Annotated in this window: 14 protein-coding genes; 2 read left to right on the forward strand and 12 right to left on the reverse strand. The window is 67.5% G+C overall.

The annotated features are described in order from the left end of the window. Positions 1 to 292: 292 nt before the first annotated feature. The 4 genes from lysS to BM388_RS10480 form a co-directional block, all read right to left on the reverse strand. Complete coding sequence (lysS, locus tag BM388_RS10465; protein ID WP_089849885.1) at positions 293 to 1,831, reverse strand: lysine--tRNA ligase; 1,539 nt, start codon at positions 1,829 to 1,831, stop codon at positions 293 to 295. Between the two features lie 108 nt (positions 1,832 to 1,939). Then, positions 1,940 to 3,035, reverse strand: a protein-coding gene (gene prfB, locus BM388_RS10470; protein ID WP_139233925.1) for a peptide chain release factor 2 whose coding sequence is annotated in 2 segments (ribosomal slippage) — positions 1,940 to 2,962 and positions 2,964 to 3,035 — 1,095 coding nt in all. Because the reading frame shifts where the segments join, the coding sequence is not laid out codon by codon here. After that, positions 2,961 to 3,206, reverse strand: a complete 246-nt coding sequence (locus BM388_RS17850) for a hypothetical protein (protein ID WP_089849889.1) — start codon at positions 3,204 to 3,206, stop codon at positions 2,961 to 2,963. Before BM388_RS17850 ends, prfB begins: the two co-directional genes overlap by 75 nt. Positions 3,207 to 3,348: 142 nt before the next feature. After that, positions 3,349 to 4,716 (reverse strand): OmpP1/FadL family transporter, encoded by a 1,368-nt coding sequence (locus BM388_RS10480; protein ID WP_089849891.1) that lies wholly within the window; start codon positions 4,714 to 4,716, stop codon positions 3,349 to 3,351. Between the two features lie 281 nt (positions 4,717 to 4,997). On the opposite strand from BM388_RS10480, the gene BM388_RS10485 reads away from it, so the two are divergent. Together BM388_RS10485 and BM388_RS10490 are read left to right on the forward strand one after the other, a co-directional pair. Continuing rightward, positions 4,998 to 5,441, forward strand: a complete 444-nt coding sequence (locus BM388_RS10485; RefSeq protein WP_089849893.1) for a MerR family transcriptional regulator — start codon at positions 4,998 to 5,000, stop codon at positions 5,439 to 5,441. Then, positions 5,438 to 8,272, forward strand: coding sequence for a heavy metal translocating P-type ATPase (locus BM388_RS10490; protein ID WP_089849895.1), 2,835 nt, complete (start codon positions 5,438 to 5,440; stop codon positions 8,270 to 8,272). The genes BM388_RS10485 and BM388_RS10490 overlap by 4 nt, the downstream gene beginning before the upstream one ends. A gap of 146 nt (positions 8,273 to 8,418) precedes the next feature. Here BM388_RS10490 and torD read toward each other — a convergent pair whose 3' ends face one another. The 8 genes from torD to BM388_RS10535 all read right to left on the reverse strand — a co-directional run bounded on the left by torD (position 8,419) and on the right by BM388_RS10535 (position 19,077). Beyond that, entirely contained in the window at positions 8,419 to 9,117 is a 699-nt protein-coding gene (gene torD / locus BM388_RS10495; protein ID WP_089849897.1) for a molecular chaperone TorD, read from the reverse strand. After that, positions 9,114 to 11,621, reverse strand: coding sequence for a trimethylamine-N-oxide reductase TorA (gene torA / locus BM388_RS10500; RefSeq protein ID WP_089849899.1), 2,508 nt, complete (start codon positions 11,619 to 11,621; stop codon positions 9,114 to 9,116). The genes torD and torA overlap by 4 nt, the downstream gene beginning before the upstream one ends. A 19-nt stretch (positions 11,622 to 11,640) precedes the next feature. Continuing rightward, complete coding sequence (gene torC, locus BM388_RS10505) at positions 11,641 to 12,825, reverse strand: pentaheme c-type cytochrome TorC (protein ID WP_089849902.1); 1,185 nt, start codon at positions 12,823 to 12,825, stop codon at positions 11,641 to 11,643. Positions 12,826 to 12,855: 30 nt separating this feature from the next. Beyond that, entirely contained in the window at positions 12,856 to 13,038 is a 183-nt protein-coding gene (locus tag BM388_RS10510; protein ID WP_089849904.1) for a periplasmic nitrate reductase, NapE protein, read from the reverse strand. A gap of 507 nt (positions 13,039 to 13,545) precedes the next feature. Then, positions 13,546 to 14,163 carry a YitT family protein gene (locus tag BM388_RS10520; RefSeq protein ID WP_089849907.1) on the reverse strand — a complete coding sequence of 206 codons (618 nt, stop codon included), beginning with the start codon at positions 14,161 to 14,163 and terminating at the stop codon, positions 13,546 to 13,548. A gap of 151 nt (positions 14,164 to 14,314) precedes the next feature. Beyond that, complete coding sequence (locus BM388_RS10525; RefSeq protein WP_089849909.1) at positions 14,315 to 16,120, reverse strand: single-stranded-DNA-specific exonuclease RecJ; 1,806 nt, start codon at positions 16,118 to 16,120, stop codon at positions 14,315 to 14,317. Positions 16,121 to 16,371: 251 nt separating this feature from the next. After that, the gene (gene thrC / locus BM388_RS10530) at positions 16,372 to 17,760 is read right to left on the reverse strand and encodes a threonine synthase (RefSeq protein WP_089849911.1); all 1,389 of its coding nucleotides are present in this window, start codon (positions 17,758 to 17,760) and stop codon (positions 16,372 to 16,374) included. 3 nt (positions 17,761 to 17,763) lie between these two features. Continuing rightward, positions 17,764 to 19,077: a homoserine dehydrogenase gene (locus BM388_RS10535; protein WP_089849913.1), complete on the reverse strand. Its 1,314-nt coding sequence runs from the start codon at positions 19,075 to 19,077 to the stop codon at positions 17,764 to 17,766. Positions 19,078 to 19,124: the final 47 nt, after the last annotated feature.

Genomic DNA, 19,124 nt, shown 5'->3' on the forward strand with positions numbered 1-19,124 from the left:
ACCAATGCTTCCACACCTTTCAGGCCAAGACTGCAGCTGCCGACCAGAGCGAGGGGCGCCGGGGGCAGGCCAAAGAGGAAGTCCTACGCCAGGGGTGAGGAGCACTGCTCCGAACGGGCTGGCCATGGATGGCCAGCACCGGTCCTGCAAGTGGAACAGGATGCGAGAGCGCCGCAGGGCGTCGGTAGCGCCCAGGGAAGGGTTTACAGCGCCTACTCGCTGGTCCGGCACCCCGGGGCCTGCCGCCGGTCCAGCCGCGAGCGCTACCGCTACCTGCTACCTGTCGCTTCGATCACTCCACCTCGGGGCGCATAGCCGGGAACAGCAGGACGTCGCGGATCGAGGCGCTGTCGGTGAACAGCATCACCAGCCGATCGATGCCGATGCCCTCGCCGGCGGTCGGCGGCAGGCCGATTTCCAGGGCGCGCACGTAGTCGGCGTCGTAGTACATCGCTTCCAGGTCGCCGGCCTCCTTCTCCGCGGCCTGGGCGGCGAAGCGCTCGGCCTGGTCCTCGGCGTCGTTGAGCTCCGAGAAGCCGTTGGCGATCTCGCGGCCGCCGACGAAGAACTCGAAACGCTCGGTGACGAAGGGGTCGCTGTCCTTGCGGCGCGCCAGCGGGCTCACCTCGGTGGGATACTCGGTGATGAAGGTCGGCTGCTGGAGGCGATGCTCGACGGTCTTCTCGAAGATCTCGATCTGGACCTTGCCCAGGCCCCAGCCATCCTTGACGTCGATATCCAGGCGCTCGGCGATCTGGCGGGCCGCCGACTCGTCGGCCAGGGCCTCGGCGCGGATGTCCGGATTGAACTCGAGGATGGCATCGAACACGCTGATGCGGCGCAGCGGCTGGCCGAAGTCGTACTCGAAGGTCTCCAGCACCTCGCCCTCGGCGTTGCGCACGGTGTTGACCACCGTGGTGGTGCCCAGCACCTTCTGGGCCACGCTGCGCAGCATCTCCTCGGTGAGGTCCATCAGGTCATGATGATTGGCATGGGCCTGGTAGAACTCGATCATCGTGAACTCGGGGTTATGCCGCGTGGAGAGCCCCTCGTTACGGAAGTTGCGGTTGATCTCGAAGACCCGCTCGAAGCCGCCCACCACCAGGCGCTTGAGGTAGAGCTCCGGCGCGATGCGCAGATACATGTCGATGTCCAGCGCATTGTGGTGGGTGACGAAGGGCCGGGCCGTGGCGCCACCGGGAATCGGCTGCAGCATCGGCGTCTCGACCTCCATGAAGCCGCGATCCTCGAAGAAGCGGCGCATGGCGCTGATCACCCCGGCGCGGGCCTCGAAGACCCGGCGCGAATCGGGGTTCACGATCAGGTCGACGTAGCGCTGGCGATAGCGCGCCTCCAGGTCGGTCAGGCCGTGAAACTTGTCGGGCAGCGGACGCAGGCTCTTGGTGAGCAGCCTGGCCTCGACCATCATCACGTAGAGATCACCCTTGCCCGACTTATGCACCGGACCGCGGGCGGCCACGATGTCGCCGATGTCCCAGCCCTTGATGTCCTCGAGCACCTCGGCGGGCAGTCCCTTCTTGTCGACGTAGAGCTGGATCGTGCCGGAGGGGTCCTGGATGACCAGGAAGGGCCCGCGTTTGCGCATGATGCGCCCGGCCACGGCGGCCTGGCGCCCCAGCGTCTCCAGCTCGGCCTTGTCCTTTTCGCCGAGCTCGGCGTCGAGCTCGGCGGCCAGGCTGTCGCGGCGAAAATCGTTGGGGAAGGCGCTCTCGCCGGTGTCGGCGGCCAGTGCGCGGCGCGCGGCCAGCTTGGCACGGCGCTCGGCGATCAGGCGGTTCTCATCGTTCTGCGGGGAGTCCGGGTGGGCCATGTCGCTACCTGTGGCGTCGCGGCCTCACGGGAGGCCGCTACGGTGAAAAGAGTGGGCGTCGCGCCGCGCCCCGGACGAGCATCGACCGGGGCGCGGCAGGGCAAGGGCTCAGAGCCCCTGTTTCAGGCTGGCTTCGATGAACTGATCCAGATCGCCGTCCAGCACCTTGTCGCAGCTGCTCGACTGCACGCCGGTGCGCAGATCCTTGATGCGCTGGTCGTCCAGCACGTAGGAGCGGATCTGGCTGCCCCAGCCGATGTCGGCCTTGGAGTCCTCGGCCTCCTGCTTGGCCGCGTTGCGCTTCTGCATCTCGTGTTCCCACAGCTTCGCCTTGAGCTGCTTCATGGCGAAGTCGCGGTTGGCGTGCTGGCTGCGCTGGCTCTGGCAGGCCACCACGATGCCGGTGGGCTCGTGGGTGATACGCACGGCGGAGTCGGTGGTGTTGACGTGCTGACCGCCGGCCCCGCTGGAGCGGTAGGTGTCGGTACGCAGGTCCGAGGGATTGATCTCGACCTCGAAGCTGTCGTCGACCTCCGGGGAGAGGAACACCGAGGCGAACGAGGTGTGGCGGCGACCGCCGGAATCGAAGGGACTCTTGCGCACCAGGCGGTGCACGCCGGTCTCGGTGCGCAGCCAGCCGAAGGCATAATCGCCCTGGATATGCACCGAGGCCGACTTGATGCCCGCCACGTCGCCGGCCGAGACCTCGATGATCTCCGCCTTGAAGCCGTGGTGTTCTGCCCAGCGCAGGTACATGCGCAGCAGGATGTTGGCCCAGTCCTGAGCCTCGGTGCCGCCGGAGCCCGCCTGGATATCGAGATAGGCGTTGTTCTCGTCCATCTCGCCGGAGAACATGCGCCGGAACTCGAGCTTGGCGAGGCTCGCCTGCATGCCGTCGAGCTCCTTCTGGACCTCGGCGACGGTGCCCTCGTCCCCCTCCATCTCGGCCAGCTCCAGCAGGTCCCGGCTGTCGCCCAGGCCCTGGTCGAGCTCATCGATGGTGGCGACGATCGTCTCCAGCGTAGCCCGCTCCTTGCCCAGCTTCTGGGCGTAGTCGGGATCGCTCCAGACGTTGGGATCCTCGAGCTCGCGGGTGACTTCCTCTAGCCGATCTTTCTTTTCAGCATAGTCAAAGATACCCCCTCAGGACGTCTGTCCGCTCGGACAGGTCCTTGATGAGGTTATGGATGGCATTGGTTTCCAGCATGGGCTCGCTCGCCTGAATCTGCAGTGGAAAGACGGCCGCCTCGGCGGCGCGGAAAAGGCTGCCATTGTAGCGAAACGCGACCGCAGCGACCATCCTCCCCCTCTCCGCGAGGCAGGCGACATCAGGGATCACTCCCCGCTCGGCCTCCCAGTGCGTGGTGATCGCCATGGCAATGACCGCTCATTGGGAACTGATGCGGGCGGCCTTCCTCGAGGAGGCCCAGCCTTGGCACGCCCGTCGCCATCGAAAACCCCGGCCAGTGGCCGGGGTCGCGGGGTCATGCAGAAAGATCGTGCAGGAGGGGCCGCGCCTAGAAGCGGTAGTCCAGCGAGAGGGCGAAGACGTCGGCCTCCACCTCGTAGGTGCCGTTCAGGCTCCCTTTGGTTGCGTTCTCTTCCTTGCTGCCGTCCTGGTCAATATCTCCATCGTCGGCGAAGACGTGCATATAGCCGGCGGTGATGCCGAGTTCGGGCGTGGGCATCCAGGTGGCGCCGAAGGTCGCCCACTGGCGGTCGGCATCCGGCACCCGCGGGGTGCGGAACTCGGCACTCGGCACCGGGCTCTCGTCGACGCCCAGGCCGGCACGCAGCAGCCACTGCTGGTTCAAGGCGTAGTCGGCGCCCACCGAGAAGGCCCAGGTATCGTTCCAGTTCTCGGTGGTCGAACTAGGCTTGCTGCCATCCTCGAACTCTACGGTCAGCTCGTCGAAGCTGCTCCACTCTGTCCACTCGGCGTTGGCCATCAGCGCCAGCCGATCGGTCAGCTGGTGATAGACGCCCAGATTCAGGTTGGCGGGCGTGGTGATCTCGGCGGTACCGCCGCCATCCCGCAAGTCGCCACCTGCCTGAGCGCCAGCCAGGACTCGTTGGCCGGCGGCATTATCCGAACTGTAATCGACCTCACCCTCCAGGGTCAGGTCGATCTCGGAGCGATAGCTCGCGCCCAGCCGGGTCTTGTCGGTGACCTGGAAGAGCGCGCCCAGGGTATAGCCATAGCCCCAGTCATCGCCGGTGACCTCGGCGAATCCGTCAGCATTACCGATGGCGCTCGGCTGAAGGGAACCCTGCCGAGCTCCCAGCGCACCGAGGTCGATATTGTTGGAGAGCGTCGCGTCGGCATACTGCGCCCGCAGGCCAACGGCCAGGTTGAGGCGCTCGGTGGCCCGGTAGTTAAGCGTCGGCTGGAAGTCGATGGTCTTCAACTCGGTCTCCACGGCGTGGTAGCGGCCGATCCAGTCCTCGTCGTACTTGGTGGAGAGCCCGTAGGGCGCGTAGATGGCCAGGCCCAGGTCGAACCGCTCGTTGAGCTGCATCTTGGCGGCGAAGCTCGGCACCGTGGCCGTTTCGCCGCCCTGACGAGAACCGCCTCGATCGTAATCGACATTGCCGAGACCGGGAATGGAACGACTAGAGGCTTCTGCACCCTGAAGCTCGAAGGTGGCATCGATATAGGCCACCCCGCCGGCCACCTGGTTGCCGTCGATGTTGCCGATGGCGGCCGGATTGTAGGCCATGAAGCTGACGTCCTCGGCACCGGCGGTGGCGTTGGATAGGGCGTTGGCGAGGGTCTTGGCGCTCTGCTCACGCACCTGGAAGCCGGAGGCGGCCGCCTGGCCGGCGATCAGCGCCGTGGAGGCAAGGGCGATGGCGAGGGTGAGCCGATTGACGTTGTTGGACATATGGCGAGGCATCCCTTTCTGATGGATCGTTGTTGTCGTTTTGCCGCGGGGCGGTCACGTGCCGTCAGTGTTCGCGCATCTGCCGTCGGTGATCAAGCCCAAACGACCGTTTTAAAACAAAATCTGCTAATACTTTAGTCGAACGAACGTTTCATTTCTTTATCTTTCATCCACTTATCCGCTTGACGCTCGCCAGGGTCCGTAGGATGCCATTGCCCCTTGACCTTTGGGTTACCCAAAGGTTTTACACTCGCGTCATGACATCCACTGGAGAACCCTCGATGAAGGTCAGCGAACTCGCCCGCCAGGCCGGCGTCACCGCCGAGACCGTTCGTCACTACACCCGTGAGGGGCTGCTGACCCCCGAGCGCCATCCCGATAACGGCTACCAGCTATTCGGCCAGCAGGACCTGGCGCGGCTGCGCTTCATTCAGCGCGCCCGCACCCTGGGCTTCGGCGTGGCTGAGATCCGCGACATCCTCGAGCATGCCGATCATGGCGACTCGCCCTGCCCCATGGTGCGCGACCTGCTGGCCAGTCGGCTGCCCCAGATCCGCGGACGCATCGCCGAGCTGGAGGCGCTCGCCACGCGCATGGAGCAGGCCCTCGCGGCCTGGGAGGAGATGCCCGACGGCACGCCGGACGGACACAGCCTCTGCCGCCTGATCGAGAGCTTTCCCGAACCGCTCAATGCCGACGTCGACGCCGGCAAGGAGACCCGATGAACGCCAGACACACCCTCGAGCGCCGGGTGCCCGGCATGAACTGCCAGGGCTGCGTGGCCACGATGCGTCGCGCCATCCAGGCCCAGGACGCCGACGCCGAGGTTACCGGCACCCCCGCCGAAAAACGCCTCGAGGTCGCCACCCGGCTGACCGGCGACGCCCTGGATCAGGCACTGGCAGACGCCGGCTATCCGGCGGCCAACGAGGCGCCGGCCGAGCGTCAGCATCACGAGCGCCACGTTCCGGGCATGAGCTGCCAGGGCTGTGTCGGTCGGATGCGCAAGGCGATCCAGGCACGCGACGCCGAGGCCGACGTCACCGGCACACCGGCCGAACGGCGCCTCGAGATCACCACGGCGCTCTCGGCGATCGAGCTGGACGAGACCCTGATTGACGCCGGCTACCCGCCCGGTGAAGACGAGGCTTCCGACGAAACGGATGACCCCGACGAGGCCGAGACACCCGAAGACGCCGAGTCGGCGGAGCCCCGGGCATCCGGCGACGCACCGAGTGATGAACCTGGTGGTGAGACGGATAGTGAGAAGAGGCCGACCACCCGGCGCCTTTCCATCAGCGACATGACCTGCGCCAGCTGCGTGAAGAGCGTCCAGCAGGCCATCGAGCAGACGCCCGGGGTGGTCAGCGCGGAGGTGAACTTCGGCACCCATACCGCCGAGGTGCGCGGCAGCGCCGACCCGGAGGCCCTGATCCGCGCCGTTGAGGACGTGGGCTACGGCGCCGAGCCCATCGTCGACATGCGCGAGGCGGAAGCGGCTCGTGCCCGCAAGGACGAGCAGACCTATCGCCAGCGCCTCAGGGGCAGCCTGCTGTCGCTGGCGCTCGCCGTGCCGTTGATGGCCAGCATGTTCGTCTATCACCCCCAGCCGGTAGGCGGCGGACGCCTCTACTGGCTGGCGATCGGCCTGCTGACGCTGGCCGTGATGGCCTATCCGGGACGCCACTTCTTCGTCAACGCCTGGAAGAACTTCCGCCACCATCAGGCCAATATGGACACCCTGATCGCCATGGGCACCGGCACCGCCTGGCTCTACTCCATGGCGGTGGTGGCCGTCGGCCCTTGGCTGCCGGAGGTGGCCCGGGGCATCTACTTCGAAGCCTCGGCGATGGTCATCGGCCTGGTGTTGCTGGGCAACGCCCTGGAGCTGCGTGCTCGCGGGCGCACCAGCGAGGCCTTGAAGCGTCTGCTCGACCTGCAGAGCCGCACCGCCCGGGTGATCCGCGACGGCAAGGAGCGCGAGGTCGACATCGACGAGGTGCGCCAGGGCGACCATATCCGCGTGCGCCCCGGCGAGCGCCTGCCGGTGGACGGCGAGGTGACCGAGGGGCAGAGCCACATCGACGAGTCGATGCTTACCGGCGAGCCGGTGCCCGTGGCCAAGGGCGAAGGCGACGAGGTGAGCGCCGGCACCGTCAACGGCAAGGGCGGCCTGGTCTACCGGGCCACCCGGGTCGGGGCGAACACGCGCCTCGGCCAGATCACCGAACAGGTGGCCAGCGCCCAGGCCTCCCGCCCGCCCATTGGCCAGCTGGCCGACAGGGTATCGAGTGTCTTCGTGCCCTCGGTGATGATCATCGCCGTGATCACCGCGCTCGCCTGGTTCAACGTTGGTGCCGAGCCGCGGGTGATCCACATGCTGGTCACCGCCACCACGGTGCTGATCATCGCCTGCCCCTGCGCGCTGGGGCTAGCCACGCCGATCTCCACCATGATCGGGGTCGGCAAGGCCGCCGAGCACGGCGTGCTGGTGCGCCATGGCGACGCCCTGCAGACCGCCAGCAGGCTCTCCACCCTGGTGGTGGACAAGACCGGCACCCTCACCGAGGGCAAGCCCCGGGTCACCGAGGCCCATGTGTTGACCGACGCGGGCTTCGAGGGCGACGAACAGGCGGTACTGGGCCTGGTCGCGGCCCTGGAGCGCGGCTCCGAGCACCCCCTGGCCGAGGCGCTGATGGCTCACGCCGAGGAGCAAGGCGCCGAGCCCGGCGAGATCACCGACTTCGACACCGTCACCGGCGGCGGCATCACGGCAACGACCGGTGATGGCCGGCCGCTGCTGCTGGGAAACGCCCGGCTGCTGGAGGAGGCCGGCGTCACGCTGGACGCCGGTCGCGAGATCGCCGGCAGTCTCGAGGAGAAGGCGCGCACCGTGGTCTATCTCGCCGTGGACGGCCGGCTCGCCGCGATCTTCGGCATCAGCGATCCCCTGCGCCACGACACCCGCGAGGCGGTGAAGCGCCTGCAGGCCGACGGCCTGACGGTGGTGATGCTGACCGGTGACAACGAGCACACCGCCGCCGCCATCGCCCGGGAGGTGGGCATCGACGACTTCCGCGCCGGCCTGCTGCCCGAGGACAAGCTCGACGAGATCAGCCGCCGCCAGGCCCAGGGCGAGGTGGTCGGCATGGTCGGCGACGGCATCAACGACGCCCCGGCGCTGGCCCGCGCCGACGTGGGCTTCGCCATCGGCCAGGGCACCGACGTGGCCATCGAGAGCGCCGGCATCACCCTAGTGCGCGGCTCGCTGCACGGCGTGGCCGCCGCCATCGAGATCAGCCGGGCGACGCTTGCCAACATCAAGCAGAACCTGGTGGGCGCCTTCGGCTACAACGTGCTGGGCATCCCCATCGCCGCCGGGGTGATCTACCCCGTCACCGGCACCCTGCTCTCGCCGATGATCGCCGGCGCCGCCATGTCGCTCTCCTCGATCACCGTGGTGAGCAACGCCAACCGGCTGCGCCTGTTCCGCCCCGCCGCCGAGGTCCGTGGCGATACACAGGACAGCGGCTCGAAGCAGGAGGACGCACGATGAGCTGGATCGTCAATCTCGCCGGCCTGGCCCTGATCGCCCTGATCGCCTGGTGGTTCTGGGCGGCCGGCTAGGTGTGGCCAAACGCAAAAAAAACGGCGACCGGAGCTCTGTGCTCCGGTCGCCGTCGTAACACGTCATGGTCGAGGCTAGAGCGCCTCACGCAGGGTCTCGAGGTAGGCGGCCGTCAGCGCCAGCACGGCCGGGTAGAAGTCGCTGGCGGTGGTCGGCGCAGCGCTGCGCTCGACGAGGCGGGGAAGCCAAAGGCAGAGCTCCTCGGCGAGGAAGCCGCGGGTATCGAGGCGCAGCGCCTCGCTACTCCCTACCTCCTCCCCTTCGCCTTTCGCCTCGGATAGGCTCAGGAGGCGGCGGGCCAGATAGTCGAGCATGATCGCCAGGTGGTCGGCAGGTTCGCCCACCTCGCGGCGAACCGCATAGCCTGCCTCGGCGAGGCGCGCCTCCATGCGCTCGGCCGCGGCCCCGTGGAAGCGCCCAGCTTCGTCGGCATACAGCGAGGCGTAGGGCGGCGCGCCGCTGCGCGCATCGGCCAGGAACAGCTCGGCGAAATCGGCGGCGAGCTCCAGCTGCGGCGTGGTGAACATCACCAGCTGCGACAGGGCGCGGTCGACCCGCGCCACCTCGTCTACAAGGCCATGCTCATCGCGCAGCAGGTTCAAGAGCGGCTGCGCCTCGCCCCGGCGATAGCGGGCAAGCGTCGCCTCATCCAGCTCGGCGCTGAGTAGCGTGGCGAACCAACCGCAAAGCAGGCTCTCCGATCCCCAGATGGCCGACCAGTCGGCCGGCTCCACCGTTTGCTCCGAGGGTGCGGGCGTCGTCCGCTGGTTCATACGTCCACCGTGGCCGGTCCGCCGAAGGCGGTCACCGCCGGCGCCTCGCCCTCGAAACGCTCGATCTCGACCACGCAGGTGTTGGCGCTCGGCGCCTGGGCAAGCTTCGAGGTGCCCACATCCATGGTCAGGGTGTTGGGGTCGCCGTACGTATCCAGCGCGCCGATCTCCGGACCCACCGGGCCGTACCAGGCGCCCTCCTGGATGCGCACCACGCCGCTCGGGAAGTCGTCGGAGACCACCGCACCCGCCAGCAGCTGGCCGCGATCGTTATAAACGCGTACCAGATCGCCATCCAGGATCCCGCGCGCCTCGGCGTCCTCGGGGCCGATGAAGATCGGCTCACGTCCCTGCACCGCGTAGGTGGCGCGCAGCTCTTCGGATTCGCACATCTGGGAGTGCAGCCGCTTGTCGGGGTGCACCGACTGCAGCCACAGCGGGTAGCGATCGGAGCCGGGGCCGCCGTGGGAGCGCTCGACCTTCTCCATCCAGGTCGGGTGGGCCTGGCAATCGTCGTACTCGTAGCGCCCGATCTTGCGGCTGGAGATCTCGATGAAGCCGGAGGGCGTACCCAGCGCGTTTACCTCGGGCGCCTGGCGGAAGTCCGCGTGGCGTACCCAGTTCTCGCCGGGTCCGAAGTCGACGTAGCCCTCTTTCCAGAAGGTCGCGAAGTCGGGCATCGGCGAAGTCGGCTCATCGCCCCCGGGCGCGGCGCTCAGCGCCGTGTTCGCCTCGCGACACTCGTCGTAAAGCTTCTTGACCCAGCCCATCTCGTCCAGCTCCTGGCGGTACTCCTCGTCGCGCCCGAAGCGCCGGCACAGGTCGGTGAAGATGTCGAAGTCGCTGCGCGAGTGGAACAGCGGGTCCACCAGCTTGTGCATGGCCAGCACGCCGCGGTTGGAGTAGGAGCCGTAGACGTCGAGGTCGTTGCGCTCGAACTGCGTGCAGGCCGGCAGCACCAGGTCGGAGAAGCGGCAGGTCGCGTTCCAGGCGTAGTCGATGGTGACCACGGTCTCGAGCTTGCGGAAGGCCTGCTTCATGCGGTTGTGATCCTGGTGGTGATGCCAGGGGTTACAGCCGCTGAAGACGCACATGCGAATGTCGGGAAACACCACCTCGCTGCCGTTGTACTGGATCTTCTCCCCGGGGTTGAGCAGGCAGTCGATCCAGCGCGCCACGGGAATGGTCGAGGCCGCACCCTGGAAATCGGTGTTGTCGTGCTCGGGCGTCTTGCCGGCATCCACGTTGCGCGGAAAGGCGCCCGGCGCGCTGGCCCCCGAGGAGGGCACGCCGATAGAGCTGTAGTGGTGGCCATAGCTCACGCCGCCGCCGGGCAGGCCGATTTGGCCCAGCATGGTGGCCAGCACCGCGCCCATCCAGTAGGGCTGCTCGCCGTGCTGCTGGCGCTGGATCGCCCAGCCGAACAGCAGCTGGGTGCGATCGGCCGCCAGCAGCCGTGCGAAGTCGCGAATCTGCTCGGCGGGAACGCCGCAGATCGGCGCGGCCCACTCCGGCGTCTTGGCCTCGCCGTCGTTGCCCTCGCCCTGGACATAGGCGATGAAGTCGTCGAAGCCCAGGGCGTAGGCGTCGATGAACGCCTGGCTGTAGAGCTCCTCGTTATAGAGGGTGTGCGCCATGGCCAGCATGAAGGCCACGTCGGTCATCGGGTTGAGGTAGAGCTGCTCGCAGCCCAGGTAGTTCTGGGTCTTGGTGCGCACCGGATCCACGCTGATCACCCGAATGCTGCCGTCGGCCACCTTGTCCTTGAGCTGCTCCAGGTAGGCGTAGGACTCGTGAGTCTCGCAGTTCCAGCCCACCTGCAGGTTCTTGTAGGGATCGTTGGCCCACAGCACCACGGTCTTGCTGTTCTCAAGGATCAGCGGCCAGGAGGTGCCCTGGCTGTAGACCTCGGTGGAACCGAGCACGTAGGGGAGGATGACCTGCCCGGCGCCGGTGGAGTAGTCCCCCACCTTCTTGACGAAGTGGCCGTGCATCGCCACCGCCCGCTGCATGTGGTTGCCGCAGCTGTGCACCTGGCCGGTCTGGCGCCAGCCGGTCGCACCGGCGTAGAGCGCCCAGGGGCCGTAGACGGTCTGGGTGCGCTCCAGCTCCTCGTGGAAGAGGTCCAGCGCGGCGTCCCAGGTCAGGCGCACGAAGCGGTTGTCGCCGCGGGTGGTGCGGTCGGCGTCCTGGCGATGCTTGAGCCACTCCAGCCGGGCCATCGGATAGCGGATGCGCGAAGGGTTGTAGATCAGCCCCTTGATGCCGTTGAGCATCTCGGTGGGGTGGCGGTCGGCGCCGAACGGCTTGATCTCGGCCACCTTGCCGCCCTTGACCAGGGCGTTCAGTGCGCCCCAGTGGGAACCGGACGTCTTCCAGACGCCCAACCCGACCTCGGCCTCCTCGGCGGCGACCGCCGAGGAGGCGAGCAGCCCTGGGCCGATCAGCGAGGCGGCGGATCCTGCCATCGCCCCCTTGAGGAAACTTCTGCGGCTAATAGTCATGAGAGCTCCTTGGGCGGACTCAGTGGGCAGCGTCGACGAAGTCGGAGGAGTGCATCTGGAGGTACTTGAGCACCAGTTCCTGCGTGGGCGCACTCATGTTGGTGAACCCCACCATCCCCGAGAACATGGCCGGCCAGGTGTTGGCATCGAAATGCTCGGGCGCAGGCTCGGTATGGCAGACGCTGCAGGCGTCGCGGTAGGTCTGTCCGGCGGTCTCCCAGAGCGCCTCGCGGTTGCCCAGGTAGGCCCCCTTCTCGGCCCACAGCGTCACCGACACCTGGCCCCAGGGCAGGCCGGTCAGCTCGTCGACGACATCGCTCTGATGCGTCTCGATCATTGCTCCGTCCTGGGCGATGTCCTTGTCGAGCACGGCGCTGCTGATGTTCTGGCCGAAGTCCTCGTAGAGCACGCGCCCGAAGCCCTTCTCCTTGCGCCAAGCGGCGATCTCGAGCTTCACGCTCTCGCCCTGGGTCTCGAGCACATTGACCTCGGTCGCTACCTGCAGCACGCCCGCCTGCTCGGTGCGCTCGGCATCGGTGTAAAGATCCACGGACTTGGCGCTGTAGTAGGTCTCCCCCTCGTCCAGGCTGACCGAGGTCGCCTCGCGGACCAGGCCGGCGAGCAGGGGATCGACGCTGCCCATCTGCTGGGGCAGCTGATGGGCGATGCCCTTGTGGCAGTCCACGCAGCTCTGGCCGCGCTCCGCGGCAGGCTCCATGAAGCGCCGCGCCTCGTCGCTCATCTCGCTCCAGTCCATGCTGTCGTAGTCATGGCAGTTGCGGCACTCCTGGGAGCCGTTGGCCTTGAAGCGGGCCCACTCGTGCTGCGCCAGCTCGAGGCGCTTGGCCTCGAACTTCTCGGGGGTATCGATAGTGCCGAAGATGGCGCCCCACACCTCCTTGCTGGCCTGCATCTTGCGCGCGATCTTGTCGGTCCAGTTGTGGGGGACGTGACAGTCGGAGCAGATCGCGCGAACGCCGGAGCGGTTCGACCAGTGCACCGTCTGCTGCAGCTCCTGATAGACGTTGTTCTCCATCTCGTGGCAGCTGACGCAGAACTTCTCCGTGTTGGTCACCTCCATCGCGGTGTTGAAGCCGCCCCAGAAGATGATGCCCGCCAGGAAACTGACGATGATGATGACCCCCAGGCTGATGTGCACGGGGGGGCGTTTCAGCGTATTCCACAGCGCCGCTATGATCTTCATGTCTCTTCTCGCTCGACTGATTCGTGAGGGTTAACCGCCATGCCCGGGCGGGCCCAGCACGAAGATCTGCAACATCCACACCACGAAGCCATAGCCGACTACTACCGCAATGGTCAGGAGTGGAACCACCACCGCCGTCACAAACAGGAAGGCAAGCCACTCGCGCCGCTTGCCGCTGGAACGGGTCTCGCCCTGATCGTTGGCCTCACCCATATCGCCCTCCTTGAAGGTCTTGTCGTGCCCTTGGCGCCGTCGTGGCTCGAGACGAGCCATCGGACGGAAATCACGACGCCTGGGTTACCGTGTTAATGGTGTCTTAACACTTTAGTCGCTCTCCGCCCGACCCTCGTGACTCTGGTCAAGCCGGAGACATGTGAGCATTGATTCATATAGCTATCGAAGCACGTCGCCGCCCACGCCTCGCGGCCGTTCAGGGTGAGGGGCAATTCACGACGAGCGCCGCCCAGGACGGGGCGGCGCATGAAGGGAGGCGACGAGGCTCGAGAGCGCTCGCCGAAGACTGCTAAGTTAGAGAGAGGATCTCGACAGGGAGGCGCGGCTCGCAGAGCACGGCGTCGCGATCGAGGGGCGCACCCACTGGCCGCGCGGGGGCGAAAGCATCTACTTCCGGGATCCCGACGACCATCTGCTGGAACTCGCCACGCCCGGGGTCTGGCCGACCTACTGAGGCCCTTCCCCGGGCGGACCGCCGACGGGTCGTTAGCTGACGCCCATGTAGCGGCCCGGCTTGTGGTTCAGGGCGATGATCAGGTTGAGCGCCACGGCGCCGAGCACCGAGAGCCCGACCCGCTCCAGGGGCAGCATCGAGAGCGCGATCAGCATGATCCCGCCGTCGATGCCCAGCTGCACATAGCCCGCCCGCCAGCCGTAGCGGTCCTGCAGGTAGAGCGAGAGGATGTTGATGCCGCCCAGGCTCGTGCGGTGACGAAAGAGCACCAGCATGCCGATGCCAATCAGGCTGCCGCCCATCAGGGCGGCGTAGAGGGGTTGGATCGACTCGAAGCCCACCCAGCCGGCGGTGAGCTCCGAGAACATCGAGACCAGGGCGATGGCCACGAAGGTGCGCAGGGTGAAGCCCCAGCCCATGCGCCGGATCGCCAGCCAGTAGAACGGCAGGTTGATCAGGAAGAAGCCGGCCCCGAAGCGCCAGCCGGTGGCGTACTGCAGCAGGAAGGCCAGGCCCGCGGTGCTGCCGGTGAGCAGCATCGCCTGGGTATAGAAGCTCACGCCGAGCGCGACGAAGAGCGTGCCGATCAGCATCGCCATGACGTCCTCGTGGAGGCGATGGGGGTCGGTGGGCAGTTCCTTAGGGTCCATCACGTGCTCCTAAAACATTCGTGAGCGCTGATTTCCGTCGCGAGCGAAGGGAGGCTGGCTGCCGCCGGAGAGGAGCAACCGGAGTTGACTGGCTGCTCAATGAGGATTGCGAGGCTTCGCCGGCGACCCGGATATCGAGCGCAGCGGGAAATCAGGGTTTACGCTCGGCGTGCTCGATCATCAGCTGCAAACTCTCGCGTCCCCGCCAGCGATTGCGGTTGAGCTTGAAGGCGCAGTGCAGGGTGGCGCCGACGCCGAAGGCCGGCACCTCGCCGGGGGTGAGGGCGCGAAACCAGATCGCCTTGAGGCTGGTGGCGCCGGCCGAAAGCTCGAGCATCAGGTGGCTGCCGTCGGCACCTACCGGGCGCAGCGACTCGACCAGGAAGTCGCCCTCGAAAAGCGGGGCATCGAACTCACGGCCGAACGGCGCGAGCCGCTCGAGTTCATCCAGGGTGGCGAGGCAGAGCTGGTCGGGCGCGAGCTCGCCATCGGTGAGGATGCGCGGGCGCAGCTCGATATCGCCCAGCTGCTCGCCCACGGCGGTGAGGAAGGCGGCGCGGAACTCCGTCAGCCGCTCGGCCGGCATCCCCACCCCGGCGGCGCCGCGGTGGCCGCCGAAGCGCGGCAGCGCCTCGGGTGCCAGCTCGAAGGTGCGCTGCAGGGCCTCGCGCAGGTGCAGGCCCTCGATGGAGCGCCCGGAGCCGGTCAGCATCCCGGGCGCCGCCGCCGGCGTCAGCACCAGGGCCGGCCGGCCGAAGGCCTGCACCAGTCGCGAGGCGACGATGCCCTGTACCCCGGGATGGCCCTCCTCCAGATAGATCACGATGGCGGGCTCGTCGGCGCTCAGCGCCGGCACCGCAAGCGCCTTGGCCTGCTGGGCCATCTCCGCCTCGATCGCCTTGCGGGACTGGTTGTCCTGATCGAGGGTCTCGAGGTGGCGATGGGCCACCGCCTCGTTGGCGGCGAGCATGAAGTGCAGCGCCGCGTAGGGGTCGTCGAGCCGTGAGCGGGCATTGATGCGCGGCCCCATCTGGAAGGCCAGGGTCTCGGCGTCGAAGGGCACGCTGTCAGCCCCCAGGCGCTCGGCCATGGTGCGCCAGCAGGCGGCCTCCATGCGGTTGATCAGGGTTAGGCCGTGGTGAACCACGGCGCGGTTGGCGGCGCTGCCGCCCAGCGACACGCAGTCGGCCACGGTGCCCAGCGCCACGTAAGAGAGCCAGGGCGAGAGCTTGGGGGTGGCCGGCGCCAGCACGCCCCACTCGACCAGCACTTGGCGGGCCAGCGACATGACGAGCCACGCCACCATGCAGCCGGCGATGGTCGGATCCGGGTAGTCGCAGTCGTCGCGGGTCGGGTTCACGGTGGCGTAGGCCGAGGCCGGCGGCCCCTCGAGCGGCAGGGCGTGGTGATCGCTGACTACCACCTCGACGCCGGCGGCCTTGAGCCGCGCGATGCGCGGCTCGTCACTACTGCCGCAGTCGGCGGTGATCACCAGGCTCGGCCGCGGCGAGAGCGCAAGCGTCCGCTCCACCAGCGGGAGGCTGATGCCGTAGCCGTCGTGGATGCGATGGCCGATTAGGCTGTGCAGCTTCGCCTCGGGCACCCCGAAGAGTTCCACCAGGGTGCGGCGGATCACCACGTGGGAGGTGATGCCGTCCACGTCGTAGTCGGTGAGGATGCCGATGTGCTCGCCGTCGACCACCGCCTGGGCGATACGCTCGGCCGCGCGGCGGGCATCCGCGAGCTTCTCGGGGTGCGCCAGGTGGCGAAGGCTCGGCGAGACCAGCGGGCCAAGCTCGCCCTCGTAGCCGGCAAGCCGCCCGGCCAGCACCCGGGCCTGAAGTTCGGAGAGCCCCTCTTCGCGAGCACGGGCATAGAGCGCCTCGTCGCGGGGACGCGGCTCGATGCGCGGCTGGAGGCGTTCATTCAGGTCGATGGGATCGGTCACGGCGTCCACGCCAGGCTCCTCTGAAGTTCAGGGGTGAACCCGAGAGGCAGGGGAAGGCCTCCAGGCTGAGCGAGGGGCATCGTGAGAAGGGCTCAGGACTTGGTGATGCCGGAGATCCCCGCTCGGGGCTGATCCGGCGATGGGCCTGTTCGGGGGCGCTGTTAACCCCTCCCTGGGCGCTACCGATGCCATCCATGGCATCGGACCCCCTCAAGGCCTATCCCCGGCGCCCCTCGCTGCTTTACTTTCAGCTGCACGCTTTAGCGGCGGTTCTCAACCACGAACTTCTGCACCGCGGAGAGCTCTGCCGGCAGCACGGTGTAGCGCTCCTCGCGCTCCAGCAGGTCGTCCATGTGCGGCGGCAGCGGCACGCCCGGGAAGCCGGCCTTGACCACCGCCTCGGCGAACTTGGCCGGATGGGCCGTGGCCAGGGTGATCACCGGCGTCGTGGCATTGGCGCGCGCCCGCTCGGCCGCCCGGTAGCCGGTGGCGGTATGGGGATCGAGGATCTCCTGGGTGCGATGGTGCGCCTCGCGAATCACCTCGAGGATGGTGGCATCGTCCACGCTGTGGCTGGCGAAGCTCTCGCGAAGCCGGGCCAGCGGCGCATCGGCCAGAGCGGTCGGCTCGTTCTGGAAGCGCTCGAGCAGCGCCCTCACCGCATCGCCGTCGCGGCCGTAGGCCTCGAACAGCAGCCGCTCGAAATTGGACGACACCACGATGTCCATGGACGGCGCCAGGGTGGCCTTGAGCTCCTGCTTGGAGAAGTCGTTGGCGGCCAGCGTGCGGTGCAGGATGTCGTTGGCGTTGGTGGCGATGATGAACTGCGCAACCGGCAGCCCCATGCGCTTGGCGATGTAGCCGGCGAAGACGTTGCCGAAGTTCGCCGAGGGCACGCAGAAGCTGACCTCGCGGTGCGGGGCGCCCAGGGCCACGGCGGAGGCCACGTAGTAGACCACCTGGGCCATGATGCGCGCCCAGTTGATCGAGTTCACCGCGACGAGTCGGGTGCCGTCGAGGAAGCCCTGGTCGGCGAAGCTCGCCTTGACCATCGCCTGGGCGTCGTCGAAGTTGCCCTCGATGGCGACGTTGAAGACGTTGTCGGCGAGCACCGAGGTCATCTGGCGACGCTGCACCTCCGAGACCCGGTTGTGGGGATGGAGGATGAAGATGTCGAGGTTGTCGCAGTGGCGGCAGCCCTCGATGGCGGCGGAACCGGTGTCGCCGGAGGTGGCGCCCATGATCACCGCCCGCTCGCCGCGCTTCTTCAGGAAGTGATCGAGGATGCGGCCGAGCAGCTGCAGCGCCACGTCCTTGAAGGCCAGCGTCGGGCCATGGAACAGCTCGAGCAGGAAGTGGTTGGCATCGAGCTGGTTGAGCGGCACCACGGCGTCGTGGCTGAAGGTGGCGTAGGCCTCCTCGACGATGCCGCGGAAGGTGTCGTCGTCGATCTCGCCGTTGACGTAGGGCTGCATGACCCGGAAGGCGATCTCGGCGTAGGAGAGCCCGGCCATGGCGGCCAGGTCGTCATGGCCGAGTTCGGGGATCGTCTCGGGCACGTAGAGGCCGCCGTCGCTGGCCATGCCGGTGAGCACGACCTCCTCGAAGGAGAGCGCGGGCGCCTGCCCGCGGGTGCTGATGTAGCGCATGTCTTACTCCTCGTCCAGCGACTCGACGCGGATCCGCGTCAGCGGTCCGGCGACGTCGGCCAGCGATTCGATCAGGCGGATGGCCTCGTTCATCTGCTTCTCGCGGGTACGGTGAGTCAGCAGGATGATCGGCACCAGCTCGCCTTCGGTGGCCTCCTTCTGGATCAGCGCCTCGATGGAGATGCCCTGCTCGGAGAGGATGGTCGCCACCCGGGCCAGCACGCCGGGGCGATCCACCGCCAAGAGCCGCAGGTAGTAGGCGGTGGTGATGTCCTCCATGGGCATGATCGGCAGCTGGCTGACATCCTCGTCGATGCCGCTGAAGGCCAGGTAGGGCACGCGGTAGTGGTGGTCGGTGGAGATGTCGCGGGCCACGTCCAGCAGGTCGGCGACCACCGCGGAGGCGGTGGGCTCGGCGCCGGCACCGGCGCCGTAGTAGAGGGTCGGGCCCACGGCGTCGCCCATCACGGCGATGGCATTCTTGACGCCGTGGACGTTGGCCAGCAGCCGGTCCTTGGGAATCAGGGTCGGGTGCACGCGCAGCTCGAGCCCGGACTCGGTGCGCTTGGAGAGCCCCAGATGCTTGATGATGTAGCCCAGGTTATCGGCCTGTTCCACGTCCTCGGCGGTGATCCGCGAGATGCCCTCGGTGTAGGACTTCTCGAACTGCAGCGGCACGCCATAGGCGATGGAGGCGAGGATGGTCAGCTTGTGCGCGGCGTCGATGCCCTCGACGTCGAAGGTCGGGTCGGACTCGGCATAGCCCAGCGCCTGGGCCTCGGCCAGCACGTCCTCGAAGGCACGGCCTTCGTCGCGCATGTGGGTGAGGATGTAGTTGCCGGTGCCGTTGATGATCCCGGCGACCCACTCGATGCGGTTGGCGCCGAGGCCCTCGCGCAGCGACTTGATCACCGGGATACCGCCGGCCACGGCGGCCTCGAAGGCGACGATCACGCCCTTCTCATGGGCCGCCTTGAAGATCTCATTGCCGTGCACCGCGATCAGCGCCTTGTTGGCGGTGACCACGTGCTTGCCGTGCTCGATGGCGGTCAGCACCAGTTCGCGGGCCACGTCGTAGCCGCCGATCAGCTCGACCAGCACGTCGACATCGGGGTTGGAGGCCACCTCGAAGACGTCGGCGGTGGTCTTGATACCGGTGGTATCACAACCGGGATTGGGGCTGCGGTAGGCGACCTGCTCGATGACGATCGGACGCCCCGCCCGCCGGGCGATGTCGTCGGCGTTGCGCGTCAGCACGTTGAAGGTTCCGCCACCGACGGTCCCCAGGCCACAGATTCCCACTCTCACCGGTTTCAATGTCTTTCCCCTTGTTCTGGCATGTGTCTCAGCGTGTAAGGGGGCCC

The sequence above is a fragment of the Halomonas saccharevitans genome, assembly GCF_900116405.1.
Classification (GTDB): Bacteria; Pseudomonadota; Gammaproteobacteria; order Pseudomonadales; family Halomonadaceae; genus Halomonas; species Halomonas saccharevitans.